Raw genomic sequence first — 18,900 nt, 5'->3', positions numbered from 1 at the left:
AGTTTGATAAATTGACATACCCAATAGGGTATATTACGATTAGACTAATCGATGAACTAATGGAGGTCTATTAAAATGAAGATTTTAATTGTTGGCGGTGTGGCAGGCGGAGCATCTGCTGCGGCAAGACTGCGCCGTCTAAGCGAAAAAGATGAAATCATCATGTTTGAAAAAGGTGAATATATTTCATTTGCGAATTGTGGTCTTCCATATTATATAGGAGAAGTTATCCAAAACCGTAATAAACTGCTTGTTCAAACAGTTGAAGGAATGGGGCAACGCTATAATTTAGATATACGTAATTGGACAGAAATTATCAAAATCAATCGGGAGCAGAAGACTGTCATAGCCAGAAAAGCAATGACAGGCGAGGAATATGAGGAATCCTACGATGTGCTAATCCTATCTCCGGGTTCAAAACCGGTTAGGCCAGCCATTCCGGGAATCGATGAGGCTAAATCTGTTTATACGCTTCGGAATGTTCCTGATACGGACCGTATCAAAGAAAAGGTAGATCAGGATAAACCTGAGAAGGCTGTTATCATTGGCGGCGGGTTTATTGGGATTGAAATGGCTGAAAATTTACGGGAGCGCGGCATAGATGTAACAGTTATTGAGATGGGAAATCAGGTGATGGCGCCAATTGATTTGGAGATGGCTCAAATGGTCCACACACATTTGCGGGACAATGGAGTTCATTTAATACTTGAGGATGGTGTATCATCTTTTGAAAAGAATGGTCGTATCATTCGCTTGAAAAGCGGCAAAGAAGTAGAAACGGATATGATACTTTTAGCGATTGGTGTTCAACCTGAAAGTACCATTGCGAAAGATGCCGGCCTCGAGCTTGGGGTTCGGAATGCGATAAAAGTCAATGAGCATCTGCAAACATCAGACCCATCTATTTATGCGGTCGGTGATGTCATTGAAGTAAAGGATTATATTAACGGAACGGATACTTATGTGCCGCTCGCTTGGCCTGCCAATCGTCAAGGGCGTTTAGTAGCGGATCATATTCACGGGAAAGAAAGTGTTTATAACGGTACATTGGGCACTTCCATAGCCAAGGTGTTTGAATTGACCGTTGCTTCAACAGGAAGCAATGAAAAGATGCTGAAGCGTTTAGGTATACCATATGAGGTTGTTCATGTTGCACCAAGCAGCCATGCTGGCTATTATCCAGGTGCTTCCCAATTGCATTTGAAACTGATCTTCGATAAGGAAACGGGGAAAATATACGGAGCGCAGGCAGTTGGAAAGGATGGGGTAGATAAACGTATTGATGTTATCGCGACAGCTATCAAAGGTGGCTTAACTGTATTGGATCTTCCGGATATCGAGATTGCCTATGCTCCTCCATATTCCTCAGCTAAAGATCCTGTAAATATGGCTGGTTACGCAGCAACCAATATTATTGAGGGAATGGTCAGCACAGTGCAATGGCATGAAATTGATGAGATTGTGGAAAACGGAGGTTATTTAATTGATGTCCGCTCACCTGCTGAGGTTGCTAAAGGAGCAATTGCCGGCTCGGTCAATATTCCTGTTGATGAACTGAGAGAGCGATTATCAGAGATACCGACTGATAAAGATTTATATCTTACATGCCAGGTAGGTATGAGGGGTTACTTAGCTACCAGAATACTTGAAGGAAACGGCATTAAAGTTAAGAACCTTGATGGCGGATATAATTTGTATTCTAAGGCATTTCCTAAAGAAAAATAATAGTAAATGAGAGTTGGAGCTCCCTTTATGCGATAGTTTAGATTATCGCATAAAGGGGCTTTTTTGAATTGCTGAGACGGTTTGTGTCATGCTTGATTTAGAGCTTGGCTGGATTCAAGGGGCGATCGGCCGGATTCAAGCTCAGATTGGCTGGATTCGAAGAGGAATCGGCTGTATTAAAGCAGTGAATCAGCCGGAATCTAGCCCGATTCGGCTCGAATCGAAGTCGATACAGACAGTAACCAGCTAGAAATTCAATCAGAATCAATTCATTATAGAGGAATCTGCAAGATACGCCTATAATCGAGTAAAAACAATTAGGGGAGTATAAAAATGCCCGGCTGGATATAACCCAAGCCGGGCGATACTTCTTTATCATTAACTTGCCAATTCAGATTCCTTTGGTTCTTTTACTTTTGACATGGCAAGAAAGCTAATTAAGAGCAGTGAAAATCCAGTGATGAGAGGTATATAAAAAGCTGGTATGTAGTCAAGCAAGACACCGAAAAGAATCATCCCAAGCGGTGAGATTGCAGATGCAATCGTTTCAACTAATCCGAAAATACGACCAAGATAGTGGCTCGGGGTTGTACGCTGTATTAATACATGAATAGGAATATTTACAACCATGACGATGGAACCTATCATTCCAAGGACGATGATGTAGTAACTGACATTGGCAATCACAGAAGTCATTTGGAGCATAGGAGGCAAGCCAATCATAATGACAAGTATTGCTAAACCAATTAAGCCCAATCTAATTTTCTTTAATTTATCTTTCATTTCAGGACGTTGTGAAATGATCAATGATGTGATAAGTGCTCCAACAGATACCATCGAAGCAGCAATTCCGTATGATTGAGAAGAAAAATTCAGTGATGTGTTCAGGATGTAGGGGATTGCAACATTTATACCCGCAAAGAAGAAGTTAATCCAAAGTGATACTTTGAGCAGGGAGAATAAAAAATCGTTTTCTTTTAAATAGGAGAAGCCTTCAGCCAAACTCTTCATGAATTGCGTCTTTTCCTGTTGTGCCGCTTTCTCAGTGTACAGGTTGAAAATAATAAATAATTCAATTATACCGGCAAGTATAAAGGTGATTCCAGTTAGCAGAATGATTTCCTCAATTGCTAAGAACCCGTATAAAATACCAGCTATGATTGGACCGAGTATACCGGCAAGCGATGATGCGGATTGATTTAAAGAGCCAGCCTTTTGTATAGATTTATCCCCAGCCATTGAGGGAATGGTTGAAGATGCAGTCACAGAAAAGAAAGTAGAAAAAATCCCTAGCAGTACTTCTGATGTATATAACAATGCAAGTGAGAGCCCCGAAAAGTGAGAATAGGCAATCATAAAAAACATGAGTATTCCGCTAAGAATTTCCGTCAATATAATGATTGTTTTGCGGTTAAAGCGATCTGCAAGGGTTCCGGCAATTGGTCCAAAAATAATTCTGGGAACAGAGGCAAACACAAGAGCAAGTGCAAAACTTGTACCCGAACCGGTAATTTTTAAAATGTATAATCCGATGGCGAATGAATAGATGCTTGCACCAAATAATGAAATAAATTTTCCAATAAAAAACAATAAAATATTCCTTGCGCTTAATCTCTCTTGTTCTGCTTCGGTATAACGTACACTCATGGGCTTTTCTCCTTTAGTTTAAAAGTTTAATGTCATTAAACTTATTATATAAATACTAATTTTTGGAAGTCAACAAAAAGTTTAAAATAATTAAACTTTAATTTGTGGATCAGAATTATTTACCGTATACTTTCCATAAGGAGGGGATAACCATGCTGGGCAATAAAATTAAAACGTTACGGAAAGCTTTAGGGATGACCCAATCCGAGTTGGCTGGAAATCGATTGACAAAAGGAATGCTGAGCCAAATTGAAAACAGTAAAGCAACCCCATCGATGAGCACACTTGAATATCTTGCTCAACAGCTTGGTTGTGAACCTAGTGATCTTCTGAATGAGAAAGAGGATTATCTACCTTTATTAAATGAGATAAAGAATGATAAAAAACAAGAGAATTATTCAGCTATTTACGATAAATTATCCCATGTGGTTTCTGAAAATATGCCTCAGGGAGTAATGGAGGCGAAGTTATACAGCCTTTATGCGGAAGCAGGCCTTTATTTAGATAAACCAAACATGAAGAAATATATCGAATTGGCAGCCTCCTATTTTAAGATGAATTCTTTATTCTTAGACAGTGCTGAAACATTATGGATTTATCATCAGTATCGTTTGTCTCATGGAAATTGGGATGAATCTTTATCCATTTTGAGTGAAATTAGAAAATTCTACTCTGGTAATGGACTTGAAGAAAATACGGTATTTCAATTAAAGCTTTTATTGGATGAAGGAATCGTCTTATTAGCGTTGGAAGAATATAAAGAATCCCATACAAGAATGCAGGAAGCCATCGCATTGTCCAAAGAGACGAATGTCTATTATCGTATGGATGATATATACAGGATTGCTTCCAATTATCCGCTTGTGATGAAGGATGATAAGGAGTTTCTTAGATTAATCAGTAAATCTCGTCAATATGCGATTTTTTCGGAAAATAAGATTGCATTGATGATGTTTCCACTTTTATATGCGGTTTATCATAATGAAATAACAAAAGACTACAAAAAAGCTATTCACTACCTAGAAGAATTTGCGATAAATCCGGAAAAGATAGACGAACTTTATTATCTGGAATATGGGAGAGCACTATATGGTCTGGGAGAAATTGATCGAGCTTTGGAAAATCTGCTTAAATGTCATCTATCCGGTGCGTTGGTGCATCCAATCGATGTAGGAATGGTACAGTCTGCAGGAATCTATATTGCTCTTTGTTTAAATCAACAGGGCCACAAGGATGAAGCCCTGGAGCAAATTAACAAAACATGTGATTTAATAAAGAATATGCCGAAATCTATTTATTATAAAAGGGCTGTTGAGGTTAAAGAAACATTGCTAAATGATAATGGAACTGTACATTGAAATTATGTGTGGCTGTTCATTCAGTTCCTTTATCCATTTGTTTCAAAGATTTAGGTTAACGTTTGTAAACGCTTCACCTAAATATACAATGTCGTTAGGACACAGTGGTGATAATAATGTTGACAGATGGTAGTGGGCTTTTATTTTATATTCCAATCCATTCATATCTGGCATTCAAATGTCTATTAAGATTTTCGGTTAGTTTACTTACCCTATTCGGTCATTGCTTCGCAAGAACTCTTCCTATCCCTCTAATATCTCCCTGGTTACTTCCCCTGCACAAGAATAATCTTCTGCAATAATAGTTGCCTGTAAATTTAACCTATTAAACTTCTATGCTGAAACATATAAAATTCTCCATAAAATAGCTCCTAATACAATATGATGATGGGCTTGATACCTTTATGCTGGAAAATATAATTATTTTTCAAGTAAAATAATTATATAAATTATAATGAATATGATCATACCATCAACTGCTTAAAGTGGAGCAAACGATTGATAGAAAAAGGTGGGTTAATGATGAAAAGGTTACGCATCTTTTTAGTGTTTGTAGCGTTATTGATTATATATGAACCGAGTAGTTTCGCAGAATCAACTCTGCAGCAGCAAATTGACCAAACGCCCATTGGAGGAACATTGATTGTTAAAAGCGGTACCTATGAAGATCCGGTTTCCATTAATAAGCCAATGACCATTAAAGGAACAGAAAATACAGTGCTGAGTTATACAGGAGAGGGATCCTTTATAAACATTTCTGGTGAGGGTGTACAAATATCAAATATTGAAATAGAGGCAACACGCCTACCAATTGAGGAATCTGCAATTGTGCTGGCTGGAAATTATCATAAACTTAACAATCTCACAATCAAGTCAGCTGGGACTGGTATTAAACTGGATAAGGCGAATCATGTAAGTGTGCTAGAAAGTTCATTTACAGGGACATCTGAAGGCCATGCTATTAATCTGTGGGAGTCAAATTACAACACGTTCGGTAAAAATTCAATACGGAATGTTCAGGATGGATTTTATGTAGAATACAGCCACCATAATACATTTAAAAATAATAAAATTTGGGATGCCCATTATGGGGTGCATTTAATGTATTCCAATTCCTGTTTGATTGAAGAAAATGAATCATTCAATAACTTTACCGGCGCCATGATTATGGGGGCTGAAGATGCAATGGTACGTAAGAATACATTCACCGAAAATAATGAAAATGTGAATTCTCAGGGTTTGTTACTATATGACTCTAGGAATGTTACGGTTGAAACAAATGAGATTCACAATAACCGGATTGGCATATTTATTGAAAAGGCCAATGTGAATACCGTTAAGGATAACAGGCTGCAATCAAATTTTGTAGGTATTCAGTTTAAAGAATCAGAGAATAATCGAATCTATCAAAATGATTTTCTGGGTAATGTAAATGACGCTCAGGCTATTGAAAGTGAAGGGAATCAATTGGATGGGAACTACTGGGACGCATCAGCGAAAATAGATTCAGACGGAGATGGTATAAGTAATTTAATCTACCGAGCCGATCCTTATTTTCTGGCTTTGACAGAGGAAGTTCCTGAGTATCAACTCTTTTTTCAGGCACCGGGCATGACAATTCTGCAAAAAATGCTGAAAAGTACCGATGAAGAGCTATTAACGGACTCAGGTCCCTTAATGGACCCTATCCAATCAAACAATCAAAACAATCAAGCTGATCTGCCAGTATGGATAGTCAGCGGATTATTGTATATAGGCAGTTTATTTCTATTCATAAAAGGGAGGAAACAACGATGAAACAATCATTATGGAAAATTGCGTTAATCGGAATTGCAGTTATGCTTATGTCTGCTTGCGGTAATGAATCGACTGAGCCAGTGGAAATTGATTCGAAGACTGACACATGCGCAAACTGTAATATGTCGGTTGCGGATAATCAGCATGCAACAGAAATTATCTTAACTGATGGTAAAACATTTGTTTTTGATGATATCGGTTGCATGTTTAATTGGACAGATGAAAACGAGAATAAGGAAATTGAGAAGACCTTTGTACGTGATTATCATTCTAAAGAATGGATAGAAGTTGAAAAATCCTATTTCGTATATGGAGAAGAAATCAAGACGCCAATGTCATACAATGTAATTTCTTTTGAAGACCAATCAAGTGCTGAAGAATTTGCTGAAGAATCAGGGGGAAGTTTATTATCCTATGAAGATTTACAAAAACATGATTGGAAACAGCATAAAGAGATGAATCATAAGGAAACGGACAGTCATAGCCATAGTTAACAGGTGAAAAAAACAAGGCAGCCGGCATGGTTGCCTTTTATTTAGATGTCGTCACGGGAGGTAAGAAGAATGTGGAACATATGGAGCTCTGAATGGAGAATGACATCACGGGGCCGTTCGTATTATTCAATCGCCATTCTATGGATTGTTGTCATTTCTCTTTTATTGGCATTGGAGCGGACAAATGGAGCAATCTCAGGATATACAAATATTACGGGAACAGTCGTTAATATTATGTTATATATATTGCCATTATTTATGTTGATTTTTGGCTCTTTTTCAATAGCTAATGAAATGGAAAATGGCCAATGGAGATTATTATGTACGTATCCATTAGATATCGTCTCCTACTTCTTTGGTAAACTTGGAGGCCAGTTTACTGCCCAGGCAGTGTGTTTTTCACTGGCGTATTGGTTGAGTATGGTAATTGGGTTGCTGACTGGGATTGATATTTCGTTAACTTGGATGCTTGTGCTTTTTCTATTTAGTATGCTGTTAATCTTGTTTTTCCTGACACTTGGCCTTTTTATAGGATCATTTGTAAGCACGAAATGGCAGGCACTTACTCTATCTGTTGCAGTCTGGTTTCTTCTTATTATGATATGGCCGACTGCGTTAATTGCTATTTTAGGTGCTTTACCTTATTCAATGATAGGAGTGCTTATGAAAATTGCGATGATCATAAATCCAGCAGAATTCTTACGCTTTTTCTTGGTGATTAGATTGGACGGCGGTTCTATCTTCGGCCAAGCCTATGATGGATTGGTTCCGCTATTTAATGAAGGAATTGTATGGGGTGTACTATTCTTATATGCGTTTGTATTTATTGCTGCGTTAGGCTTTATTGCAATTTGGTATTTAAAAAGGAGAAGAGCACAATGACAGGGTTAGAAGTGACTGATATCTCAAAACACTATAAAACCAATACAGCGTTGCAGCCATTTTCGTTGGCAGTGAAGGAAGGGCAATGTGTTTCTTTATGCGGAGGGAATGGTGCTGGAAAAAGTACTATCCTGAATATTTTGGCCAGTATCTCTTCCCCCTCAGCCGGAACCGTTCTGTTGGATGGGGTCAATATGACTGCACAAAATAAAGAATATGTATCATTGATCGGTTATATGCCTGATGAATTTTATGCTCAGGGCGACATGAATGTGGGAGAGTTTATGTCTTTTTATGCAGCTATCCGAGAGATTTCCAATGAACGAGTGAGAGAGGTGATTGATCGTTTGGGATTAACCGACAAGCGGAAAGAGCTCGTAAAAAATCTTTCTAAAGGAATGAGACAAAGGTTGTTATTCGGCCAATCGATTTTAGCTGAACCAAGACTTTTAATTATGGACGAGCCGACCAATGGGCTCGATCCTTACTGGATTAATGAATTTATAGAAATGATTAAAAAGCTTAAAGAAGCAGGCACGATTACGATTTTCTCTACTCATATGATGGATGTTGCCGCAGAACTTGCCGACCGGGTGTTATTCATTGAAAAGGGGCAGCTGGCTCAATCACTTGAAAATGATTTTTCTGATATTGATGGTTTTACGAAAGAGCTATCAACCTTGTACAGACAACGAATATAAAAGGGTGGACTGCAGCCGTGCTCTGTAAGACGTACGGTTGAATTATATTTAAGAATAACAATAGGCATGAGTTCGAAAGATTCCGAAACTCATGCCTATTTTACGATCCATTATATATTCTTAGGTTCAGTCACTTCAGCATCTGGAACATCAAGCATATTTAATAAGAAGATAAAAATAGGAATACCTAAAATCAAGCCCCATATTCCAAGGAAATGTTCACCGAACACCAATACCAGGAATGTGAAAAACGTAGGTAAATGAGTTTTGGCCGACATGAATTTAGGATTTAGTACATAACTTTCCAAAGCATGTATGGCTGCTATTAGAATAACTACATACAGTACATGCATTCCTCCACCTATACTATAGGCAATTGTACAAAGAGGAATTAAGGAAATAATAACGCCCGCAACAGGAATAAGTCCCAGTAGGAAAATCATAAATGCGAGTCCCAATAGCTGTGGAAACCCTAAGAAATAAAGAATAATAATCGATAATATAGCATTAACAAATGCAATTAAAAATTGAACTTCGATAACCTTACCAAATGAATTTACAAATATATTACCTAAATACTCTAATTCAGTGAATAAAACTCCCAGTTTGCTTTTCTTGAATGAACCGGTAAATCGTTTGATTTTTTCCTTTTCCAAAAGAAAGAATAAACTTAGCAGCAAAGCTAAAAATAACTGCAGGCTTAATTTACCGATATTTGCAGCATAACTGTACAGCGCCATTGCATTTTCCTCAATTTCAGAAGGTGATACAAACTTCTGCATTGCACTGATCACAACATCAATTGCTGTGTTATCAGGCGGGTGCTTGTAAAAATCTATAATTACTTTTACAAGGTCGGTTATTTGCATGGTAATGACAGGTATGTATTTATAAATAATCATAACCAAAGAGGAAATTATGATTGTGTAGAGCAGGATAATTATTATTTGTGGCTTGACTCGTATTGGACTGATTTTGGATATGGACGATGAAATGATTCTCTCCAAACCGCCCATTAAGAAAATAAAAATAAAAGTGAATAGAACTAAATTCATCATACCTCTAAGGGCATAGAAAATCCCTATCAAAAATAAGATGGTAAGAAAACGGACGAACCCTCTGCTTTTTATAAATTGGTTGAGTGAAAACATAAACCTGTTGTTTCTCCTTTCGGCAGCACCGCATGCTTGATATGTTAATTATATCTGTTAGTAGTACGGTTTATAAGAGGGTTTGGAAATAATTTTTTAAAAATTGGTGGAATATAGGAAATGTTCTATGAATATATGTATAAACTGTTCAGGCATACGTTTCAATATTGTACTTATTGGATAAATAAGTAGATAAATAGAAATGTGCATGGGAGATGAAACGTATGGCGTTATCTGAAAAATCAAAGGGTAAAGTTGCAATCGTAACTGGTGGAGGTTCTGGGATTGGCGCAGCCACAGCTAAGAAGTTTGCGGACAATGGCATTCGTGTCTGTATTATGGACATAAATATTGATAATGCAGAGAAAATAAAGGAAGAAATCACAAATGCAGGAGGAGAAGCCTGTGTTTATGAGGTTGATATCCGTGATGAAGCTCAAATTCGTGAAGGAATTTCACAGGTCATGAATAAGTGGGAAAGGCTTGATATTCTGTTCAGTAACGCTGGTATAAACGGGACCTTGTCTTCTATTGAAGAATTTGAAATTTCGGACTGGAATGAAGTGATTGAAACGAACCTTAGAAGCACATTCTTGTTTGTTAAATATTGCATTCCTCATATGAAAGAGCAAGGTGGCAGCATCATAATCACAAGCTCAATCAATGGAAATAGACGGTTCGCTGGCTTTGGTATGGCAGCCTATAGTACTTCGAAGGCCGGTCAAATTGGATTTATGAAAATGGCGGCCTTAGAGTTGGCCAGATATAAAATCCGAGTTAATGCCATTTGTCCTGGTGCAATTGAAACAAATATAGATAGCAGCACAACTAAGTCTGAAAGTTTAAAGGAAATCGAAATACCTATCGAATATCCTGAAGGAATGCAGCCATTGGCAGATGGACCAGGATCAGCTGAACAGGTAGCAAATTTGGTTTACTTCCTTGCATCTGACGAGTCAAGTCATGTTTCCGGTACCGAAATATATGTCGATGGAACTGAATCATTACTGTAAGTGAGTTTTTTGTATCTTAGTTAACATCTAGTAAGTAAGATAGGGGCATTTGATAAAACATCCTGTAATTATAGTATTAATCATTTAATAGATAGCACTCAAAAGGTAGCCAAGGCAATGGCTATCTTTTTTGTATCTTTAGCAAGGATTTCTTTTAAACACCGTAATGGATCATATGTTTTGTCTCTTCAGATGCCTCCAAAATTTTTGAAGCCAAGTTACTTAGTTCGTTGGAGGTTTTATAATCCTCTAATGATACTACTGCCTCATAAAATAATGACAACGATTCCGGCGGAATTCATTCACTCGCTGACATATTCTTTGTTTTTATTCCCATACTATAAATATGAAATGTCGAATGCTGTTGCACTATTAGATGGAAGGTGAAAATATGGACCCTATAAAACCCTTTGAGCCGATTTCCGCTGAAGTTATACCAATAGGGGAGGAATGGATCTTCCAGGTTAAATGGGATGGTGTGCGGATGTTAGTTTACAAAATAGATGATGAAGTAGAGCTGGTTAATCGTAATTTAAATAATAGAACAAAGCAATATCCGGAGTTTACGGATTTAGGCAGCTATTGTTCTGCATCCTCTGTAATTTTGGATGGCGAAATTATCGCTATGCAAGATGGAAAGCCATCTTTTCATGAGGTAATGAAGCGGGACCGGATGAACCGATCAGAATTGATTCATCTTTCCATAAAGGAACGACCTGTCATCTATATGATTTTTGATATTCTTTACCTGGATGGAAAATGGGTTATTGATGACGAACTTGCAGAACGTCAAAGATTATTGTCATCTATAATTACGCCAACAGAGAATGTACAGGTTGTAGAAAGCTTTTCGAATGGAGAGGCATTATACGAGGCCATCAAGGAGCAGGGATTAGAGGGTATCGTTGCAAAGGATTTGCGTAAACCCTATAGCTTGAATGGGAAAGACGGTCGGTGGCAGAAGGTGAAATTTTATAAAGACCTCATTGCTATAGTTGGGGGATATGTGACAAAGGGGAGTGAACTGCAATCCTTAGTACTGGGATTGTATGACTCCTCGGGAGGACTCAAGTATATTGGTCGTGCAGGAAAAGGACGCTATAAGCTGGATGAGTGGAAGGTGATTAAAGAATTTATGGAAAAAGCCTTACAAACTGAAAATCCTTTCACCTCAAAAGTGGGAAATACAAAGCAGTATCACTGGATACAACCCATTTATACAGTGAAGGTCTCTTATCTGGAATGGACAGAATCTATGACATTAAGGCAGCCTTTATTAGAATCATTTGTCGACCGTAATCCAAAGGAATGTTTATTGGAGCTTGAGATATGAGATATACAGGTCTATGTTTTTTAACTAAATATGATAGTGAAAATAAAGTCTGTACAGTGGCAGTTCTTCATGAAGAAAAAATCATTGAGGTTGCTGAAGTAAAAGAAGCATTTACTGATGAAGAGCGCGAGGCAATTTTAGGTATTTTACATCAAACTGGGAAAGCACAGCAAAACCAAATTTATAAGGTCCCTCCTGGTATTTGCATTCAAGTGGCATACAAGGCAGTAACAAATTATAAATTAAATTCTCCGGTCTATATAAGCCTGGCGGTGACTGAGAATTGGACAGCCTGTACATGGACGAAATTAGTACTGTCCCAATATGAACAGGTAGCCATTACGAATCCAGGGAAAATCATCTGGACAGAGCAATCAGTGACCAAAGAAATGTATTTGGAATACCTTCTTACTGTCGCAGACTTTATGCTGCCCTTTTTAAAGGACAGGCACTTAACAGTTAAAAGATATCCAGAAGGTGTCGATTCTCAGGGATTCTATCAAAAAGCAACACCTGACTATGCACCTGATTTTGTAAAAACGGATATGAACCATGATATTAACTATACCGTATGTAATAATATCGAAACTCTTTTATGGCTCGGGAATCAGGCAGCCATTGAATTTCATATTCCCTTTAATGATATTAAAAAACAAAATCCGGCAGAAATCGTGTTTGATCTTGATCCACCTGAACTAGGCGATTTACGCTTGGCTGTAAAAGCTGCACTGGAAATGAAACAAATACTCGATCAATTTCAGTTAACGGCTTTCGTGAAGTTATCAGGCAGAAAGGGGATTCAAATTCATCTTCCATTGAAGGGAGCTACAATCAGTTATGCGGAAACACGTATATTTACCGAATTCATTGCTCTCTATCTAATTAATCGTTTTCCGGACAATTTTACAATAGAACGGATGAAAAAAAATAGAGCAAATCGTCTCTATATAGACTATATTCAACATGACAAAGACAAGACGATTATCTGTCCGTATTCACCGAGGGAAACAGCCTTCCCCTCTGTTGCAGCGCCATTGTTTTGGGATGAAGTAAAGAGCGGGTTGCAGACAGAGCATTACTCAATGAAAACTGTTAAGGATAGATTAGTAAAGGGAATGAATCCGTTTGAAAATTACTTTACAGTTGATCAATCGAACCAAATGAAAAAAATCATAGACTTCATTAAAAAAGAACATAAACCATAACATCACCTTGAATAATCATTTTAAAATTAATTAGTTTGGATATAATATACAAAAAAAGGAAGGTGTATTTATGCATACAATTTGGAAGGGAACCATTAGTTTTGGTCTTGTCAGTATACCAATAAAGCTTCATGCGGCAACGGAGAATAAAGATATATCCCTGCGCACCTTACATAATAAATGCCATGCGCCTATCAAATATTCGAAAGTATGTTCAGTTTGCGGAGAAGAGGTGAGCCAAGAGGATATTGTTAAAGCCTATGAGTACGTGAAAGGAAAATATGTTGTGCTCGATGATGAAGAACTGGAAAAATTGAAGAAAGAGCAAGAGGACAAGGCAGTTGAAATTATCGATTTTGTCAAAATAGATGAAATCGATCCTATTTATTTTGATAAGAGTTATTATATGTCACCAAATGAGGGCGGTACAAAAGCTTATTCCCTGTTGAGGAAGGCGTTGGAGGAATCAGGAAAAGTTGGGCTGGCGAAAATTACGATCCGTGCAAAGGAGTCGCTCGCTGTGGTCAGAATCTTAGAAAATACTTTACTAATGGAGACCATTCATTTTCCTGATGAGGTAAGAAAAGCTGCAGATGTACCCAATATCCCCGCTGTTGAAGAAATTGTACAGAAGGAATTGGATACAGCTATTTTATTAATCGATCAGTTGACTACCACATTTGATCCATCTAAATATCATGATGAATACCGGACAGCTTTACTTGAATTGATTGAGCAGAAAAAACAATCCGATACGGTCACACCTACAGCTGGAAAGAAAACAGCATCAAATGTTGTTGATCTTATGGCAGCACTCCAGGCATCTATTGACCAAACAAAACCAGCAACAAAGCCAGCCAGAAAAAGAGCCCCACGCAGGAAAAAAGAGACTTCCTGATTTATTTTGAATAGATAAGCTTGTTTTAGAAGCCGTTTCTGTAAAGAAACAGGCTTTTTATTATTATCCAATAATTCAGAAAATATAAACTTTTGTTTTCCTTTTGAAAGACCAGGTTTATTTCTATGGGTGAAAAGATTCATTTTTAATAGCGAATTGTAGCTTTATTAGCAAAAAGTATGTCGAAATTACTAGAAAAATGGACTTTATTAAATATATTACAAGATCGAAATTCCGCGAAATATAAATGTAATGTTTGAATGGTAGAAAAAAATTGTCAGATTGATATAATAAGGCAGTACCAATCATTGGTTTGATTGGCAATTATATATATGAATTTTTAATAGTCGCTTATTTTAATAGTCACTTATATAGAGAGAAGCAAGATACAAACTAACATGTGAGACATTGAAAGGGGATCATTGCTTGAAGAAGTCATTTATTGCGTTTAACATTGCTTTAGCAGTTGGTGCAGGGTCATTATTATCAGGAGGATATGCTACGGCTGCATCCTTATCAGAATTAGAGAAAAAAGAGAATCAAATTAGAGGCGAAAAAGAGAAAGTAAATCAAGATATTAATCAAACAAACGAATCTATCGGTCATGTAGTAGATCAGCAAACTGATTTAACAGCACAACTTAAAAAGCTGGAATCAGAGATTACTGAAACGAATTCAAAAATTGACAAGATAAATACAAAAATTGATAACACAAAAAAGGATATTGAACAATTAAGAAAAGATATCGTAGTACTTGAAGAGAAGATTGAAGCAAGAACAGAATTATTAAAAGAACGTGCTAGATCCTATCAGGTTACAGGCGGTAAGATGAATTATCTGGAAGTTGTAGTGGGAGCGAGCAGCTTTGGCGACTTTGTTGAACGGGTGAATGCCGTATCTACAATAATGGAAGCTGATAATGATCTAATCGCTGAACAAGAAAAAGATAAAAAGGATTTAGAGAAGAAAAAGCAAGAAGTAGAAACTAAGCTTCAAAGTTTAGAATCTATGAAAAAAGAATTAACAGATTTGAAGGCAAAACAAGAAAATCAGAAGCAAGAAAAAAATAAACTAATGAAAAAGCTTAAACTTGAAGAGAAACACTTGGAAGAGCATAAATTAAGTATGGAAGAAGAATCTTCTATCTTAGCTGGCCAAGAAACAGCTTTAAGCAAAGCGATTGCGCAGGAAAAAGAACGTCAGGCTATAGTTGCCAGACAAAAAGCGGCTGAGGCGGCTGCAGAAAAAAAACGTCAGGCTGAACTTGCAGCACAAAGAGCAGAGGAAGCTAAAAAGAGTGAATCCTCTTCTAGTGCATCTACAGGAAGTTCATCTGTTAAAAAATCTAGTGCACCAAAAGTCAGTGAACCAACATACAGTGCACCAGCTTCAAGCAGCTCATCTGGCATGTTCATGAAACCATCTGCAGGGTATTATACTTCTGGATATGGTCCAAGATGGGGAAAATCACATGGCGGAGTTGATATTGCAACATCTGGTACTGTTCCAATCGTGGCAGCTGCAAGCGGTGTTGTATCTAGAGCTTACAAATCTTCCAGTTATGGTAATGTAGTATTTATCACTCACTATATTAATGGACAACAATACACAACTGTGTATGCGCATATGAGAGACAATAGTATGAGAGTAAGTACTGGACAAACTGTCAGCAAGGGTCAACAGATCGGTTTGATGGGGAATACTGGACGTTCAACAGGCCAGCATTTACACTTTGAGCTTCATAAAGGACCTTGGACACAAAGTAAAGCCAATGCTATAAATCCTACGAATTATATAAATTGATTTTAAAGGAGGCCAATGGCCTCTTTTTTTGTTGCTCTTGAAAAAAAAGAATTTCCATTTTCTAGTATTATAAAAATGATGATAATTAACTAAAGATTGTGGTAGGCTAGTTCGACAATACTACCAATGAAACTTGAATAATGAGTGATAATCCCGAAAAAGGGGGAATGTAGTTGAAAAAACAATATCTGCTTTTGATTACAGTCTTATTTGTTTTACTTACTTCATTTTTACCAGCAAAAGCAATGGCAACTAAATGGTTATATCCGTTTGTGGTTTGGGGCGGGTATGTCTATGAGGTAAGTGAAGAATCTGTGACCGAAATTGGGGATGAAATTGGACAAGTAACAAAGTATTCGGATATGGAACCGCAATCGGGTAATTTTTCTAATGCTTATCCGAAAGGTACTAAATACTTTACTATTAAAGAGGTTAGTACAGAGGAAGCGTTAGTCGTACAAGAATCCGATGGTCAATATGTGAAAGCAGATAGAAGAGAAGAATATGAATTTAAACAAGACTTAAATGAACCACAAGACATCCTTAAAGGGATTATTTTTTCATTGGTGGGGATTTTAGCTGGTATTCTCATTTATAAAATTCTAAAGAATCATCTGGATAAAAGGTAAATACTTCTTTCAACCACTGAGATAGCAAAAAGCTATCTCTTTTTTATATGCTATTAGCAACATCCTTACTTAAATAACTCTTTTTTGTAGTGTTTAGTTGACTGGAATTGCTGTATGTAAATCCTTTTTCAATAAACGGTCTCCCATATTCAAACCTCATTTTAACTTGTATAAAAATAAGCCTAAATATTGATTTACCAAAGGCTCTGAATGAAGTATACTAATAGTGTTTATAATATTTAGAATATTTTGTAAGCGTTTCAATTAAATATTAGAAAGGGGATTAAGATGGAAGAAAAAATGTTATCCAAGGAGGAACAAAAGGGGAAAAGGGATTATTCGGCTATTGTAAAAAGTCCAGAGTTTCAACAACTTTTAAATGAAAAGAAAAAATTTATAATACCCTTAACCTTGTTTTTCCTAATCTTTTATTTTGCACTTCCCATAATGACATCCTATTCATCGGTGCTGAATAATTCTTTCTATGGACATATCACTTGGGCGTGGGTATTTGCATTTGCACAGTTTATTATGACGTGGACGTTATGTATGATCTATTCTAAAAGAGCAACCAGATTTGACCGCTTAAGTGATAAGGTGTTGAAAATAGGGGGTAAACAGTAGATGAATTATACGGCTTTTTTTATGTTTCTCGCTATTGTATTTGTTACTTTGCTCATTACTTATTGGGCTTCTAAAAGAACAAACAATGCGAGTGAGTTTTACACAGCAGGAGGTGGTCTGACCGGTTGGCAAAATGGCTTAGCAATAGCGGGTGATTATATGTCTGCAGCTTCGTTTTTGGGAATAGCCGGTGCAGTCGCTTTAACAGGTTTTGATGGCTTCTTTTATAGTATAGGTTTTTTGGTCGCTTACTTGGTTGTACTTTATTTGGTGGCTGAGCCACTTAGAAATCTGGGCAAATATACATTGGCAGACATGCTGGCAGCAAGGTTTGATGCAAAAAAAATACGTGGTGTAGCTGCTTTTAATACGATGTCTATTTCTATATTTTATATGATTGCTCAGTTGGTAGGGGCAGGAGCACTGATTAAATTATTGCTGGGCTTAGAATATGCCACCTCCGTTTTAATTGTTGGAGCTCTCATGACCATATACGTTATTTTTGGTGGCATGCATGCTACTAGCTGGGTTCAAATTGTCAAAGCTGTATTACTGATGGCAGGGACCTTTATCATTTCATTCATCGTTTTTGCCAAATTTAATTTTAATATTGCAAGTATGTTTGAACAGATGAGTACAGCTACTCCATTAAAGGAGGCGTTCCTGAATCCGGGGGTAAAATACACTGATGGCCTAGATACATTATCGCTAACAATGGGACTTGTTCTTGGAACCGCTGGTTTGCCACATATCCTTGTACGATTCTTTACGGTAAAGGATGCTAAAACAGCGCGAAGCTCAGTTGTATATGCTACCTGGATCATTGGGATTTTTTATGTCATGACCATTTTCCTTGGATTTGGAGCAGCAGCTTTTGTGGGTAATGCTGATATAGTAAACGCGAATGCAGCAGGGAATATGGCAGCACCATTACTAGCCAAGGCTATTGGTGGGGATATATTGTTTGCTTTTATCTCGGCAGTTGCATTTGCGACAATATTGGCCGTTGTTGCTGGTCTTGTATTAACTGGGGCATCTGCGTTTGCCCATGATTTTTATAATGAAATATTGAGAAAAGGAAAGGCAACTGAAAAAGAGCAGGTTAAGATGGCAAGATATGCATCTGTTGGTGTTTCCGTCTTATCGATTCTTTTGGCTTTAGTAGCACAAAATTTAAATGTCGCCTTTCTTGTATCATTAGCCTTTGCCGTGGCTGCCAGTGCAAATTTACCTGTAATTATTTATACAATCTACTGGAAGAAATTTAACACTACTGGTGCTATCAGTGCAATGGTAGTAGGTTTAATCACTTCAGTTGGACTTGTTTTAGTCAGCCCTAACGTGTTTAATCCGGAAGCTGGAGCGGCGATACTGGTTGGTGACCCTTTATTTCCTTTGTCAACACCTGGTCTGGTATCCATTCCGCTAGGGTTTCTGGCTGGATTTGTAGGGACATTATTATCTCGTAAGAAGGAAGATGAAGCGAAGTTCGATGAAATTTTGGTTAAATCTAATACGGGTTTAGATACTATAAAATAGTGGTATGACCTCTTTTAGGTCAAGCATAAATTAGGGAAGGGGCTGTTCGTAGGTTATTTAATGACTTACAGCGGCCTCTTTTTACATGCAATTGAGCCAAT

General features: G+C 37.3%; 16 protein-coding genes. 14 read left to right on the top strand and 2 right to left on the bottom strand.

Translation table 11 applies throughout. The annotated features are described in order from the left end of the window. The first annotated feature begins 75 nt into the window (after window positions 1-75). Complete coding sequence (gene cdr, locus FHY45_RS08065; protein ID WP_066101056.1) at window positions 76-1,725, top strand: CoA-disulfide reductase; 1,650 nt, start codon at window positions 76-78, stop codon at window positions 1,723-1,725. A gap of 378 nt (window positions 1,726-2,103) precedes the next feature. On the opposite strand, the gene FHY45_RS08060 is transcribed toward cdr, so the two are convergent. Beyond that, window positions 2,104-3,372, bottom strand: a complete 1,269-nt coding sequence (locus FHY45_RS08060; RefSeq protein WP_066101053.1) for an MFS transporter — start codon at window positions 3,370-3,372, stop codon at window positions 2,104-2,106. Window positions 3,373-3,524: 152 nt separating this feature from the next. Between FHY45_RS08060 and FHY45_RS08055 the strand changes: the two genes are divergently transcribed. From FHY45_RS08055 to FHY45_RS08035, 5 genes are all read left to right on the top strand, one after another. Then, on the top strand, window positions 3,525-4,730 hold the full coding sequence (locus FHY45_RS08055) for a helix-turn-helix domain-containing protein (protein ID WP_139891334.1): 1,206 nt from the start codon (window positions 3,525-3,527) through the stop codon (window positions 4,728-4,730). A gap of 522 nt (window positions 4,731-5,252) precedes the next feature. After that, on the top strand, window positions 5,253-6,527 hold the full coding sequence (locus FHY45_RS08050; RefSeq protein WP_180349915.1) for a right-handed parallel beta-helix repeat-containing protein: 1,275 nt from the start codon (window positions 5,253-5,255) through the stop codon (window positions 6,525-6,527). Beyond that, complete coding sequence (locus FHY45_RS08045; protein WP_139891332.1) at window positions 6,524-7,021, top strand: nitrous oxide reductase accessory protein NosL; 498 nt, start codon at window positions 6,524-6,526, stop codon at window positions 7,019-7,021. Before FHY45_RS08050 ends, FHY45_RS08045 begins: the two co-directional genes overlap by 4 nt. Window positions 7,022-7,090: 69 nt before the next feature. Then, window positions 7,091-7,903 carry an ABC transporter permease gene (locus FHY45_RS08040; protein WP_066101040.1) on the top strand — a complete coding sequence of 271 codons (813 nt, stop codon included), beginning with the start codon at window positions 7,091-7,093 and terminating at the stop codon, window positions 7,901-7,903. Beyond that, a complete protein-coding gene (locus FHY45_RS08035; protein WP_066101037.1) occupies window positions 7,900-8,604 on the top strand; it encodes an ABC transporter ATP-binding protein in 705 nt (234 codons plus the stop codon). The genes FHY45_RS08040 and FHY45_RS08035 overlap by 4 nt, the downstream gene beginning before the upstream one ends. Before the next feature lie 110 nt (window positions 8,605-8,714). Here the strand turns inward: FHY45_RS08035 and FHY45_RS08030 are convergent, their stop codons facing one another. Continuing rightward, window positions 8,715-9,755, bottom strand: a complete 1,041-nt coding sequence (locus tag FHY45_RS08030) for an AI-2E family transporter (RefSeq protein ID WP_139891331.1) — start codon at window positions 9,753-9,755, stop codon at window positions 8,715-8,717. A gap of 224 nt (window positions 9,756-9,979) precedes the next feature. On the opposite strand from FHY45_RS08030, the gene FHY45_RS08025 reads away from it, so the two are divergent. The 8 genes from FHY45_RS08025 to FHY45_RS07990 all read left to right on the top strand — a co-directional run bounded on the left by FHY45_RS08025 (window position 9,980) and on the right by FHY45_RS07990 (window position 18,799). Beyond that, window positions 9,980-10,768, top strand: a complete 789-nt coding sequence (locus tag FHY45_RS08025; protein ID WP_139891330.1) for an SDR family oxidoreductase — start codon at window positions 9,980-9,982, stop codon at window positions 10,766-10,768. Window positions 10,769-11,159: 391 nt separating this feature from the next. Then, window positions 11,160-12,101 (top strand): ATP-dependent DNA ligase, encoded by a 942-nt coding sequence (locus FHY45_RS08020; RefSeq protein WP_066101018.1) that lies wholly within the window; start codon window positions 11,160-11,162, stop codon window positions 12,099-12,101. Next, window positions 12,098-13,306: a non-homologous end-joining DNA ligase gene (gene ligD / locus FHY45_RS08015; RefSeq protein WP_139891329.1), complete on the top strand. Its 1,209-nt coding sequence runs from the start codon at window positions 12,098-12,100 to the stop codon at window positions 13,304-13,306. The genes FHY45_RS08020 and ligD overlap by 4 nt, the downstream gene beginning before the upstream one ends. A 70-nt stretch (window positions 13,307-13,376) precedes the next feature. Beyond that, window positions 13,377-14,204, top strand: coding sequence for a non-homologous end joining protein Ku (ku, locus tag FHY45_RS08010; RefSeq protein ID WP_066101014.1), 828 nt, complete (start codon window positions 13,377-13,379; stop codon window positions 14,202-14,204). Window positions 14,205-14,630: 426 nt separating this feature from the next. Beyond that, on the top strand, window positions 14,631-16,007 hold the full coding sequence (locus FHY45_RS21120) for a murein hydrolase activator EnvC family protein (protein WP_139891328.1): 1,377 nt from the start codon (window positions 14,631-14,633) through the stop codon (window positions 16,005-16,007). Window positions 16,008-16,180: 173 nt separating this feature from the next. After that, complete coding sequence (locus FHY45_RS08000; protein WP_139891327.1) at window positions 16,181-16,636, top strand: hypothetical protein; 456 nt, start codon at window positions 16,181-16,183, stop codon at window positions 16,634-16,636. Window positions 16,637-16,924: 288 nt separating this feature from the next. Next, the gene (locus FHY45_RS07995; RefSeq protein WP_066101009.1) at window positions 16,925-17,260 is read left to right on the top strand and encodes a DUF485 domain-containing protein; all 336 of its coding nucleotides are present in this window, start codon (window positions 16,925-16,927) and stop codon (window positions 17,258-17,260) included. Then, on the top strand, window positions 17,261-18,799 hold the full coding sequence (locus tag FHY45_RS07990) for a solute symporter family protein (RefSeq protein ID WP_139891326.1): 1,539 nt from the start codon (window positions 17,261-17,263) through the stop codon (window positions 18,797-18,799). The last annotated feature ends 101 nt before the right edge of the window (window positions 18,800-18,900 follow it).

Source organism: Bacillus sp. D386, assembly GCF_006346415.1.
The sequence above is the reverse complement of the archived record's forward strand: the minus strand, read 5'-3'. Positions and strand labels throughout refer to the sequence as shown.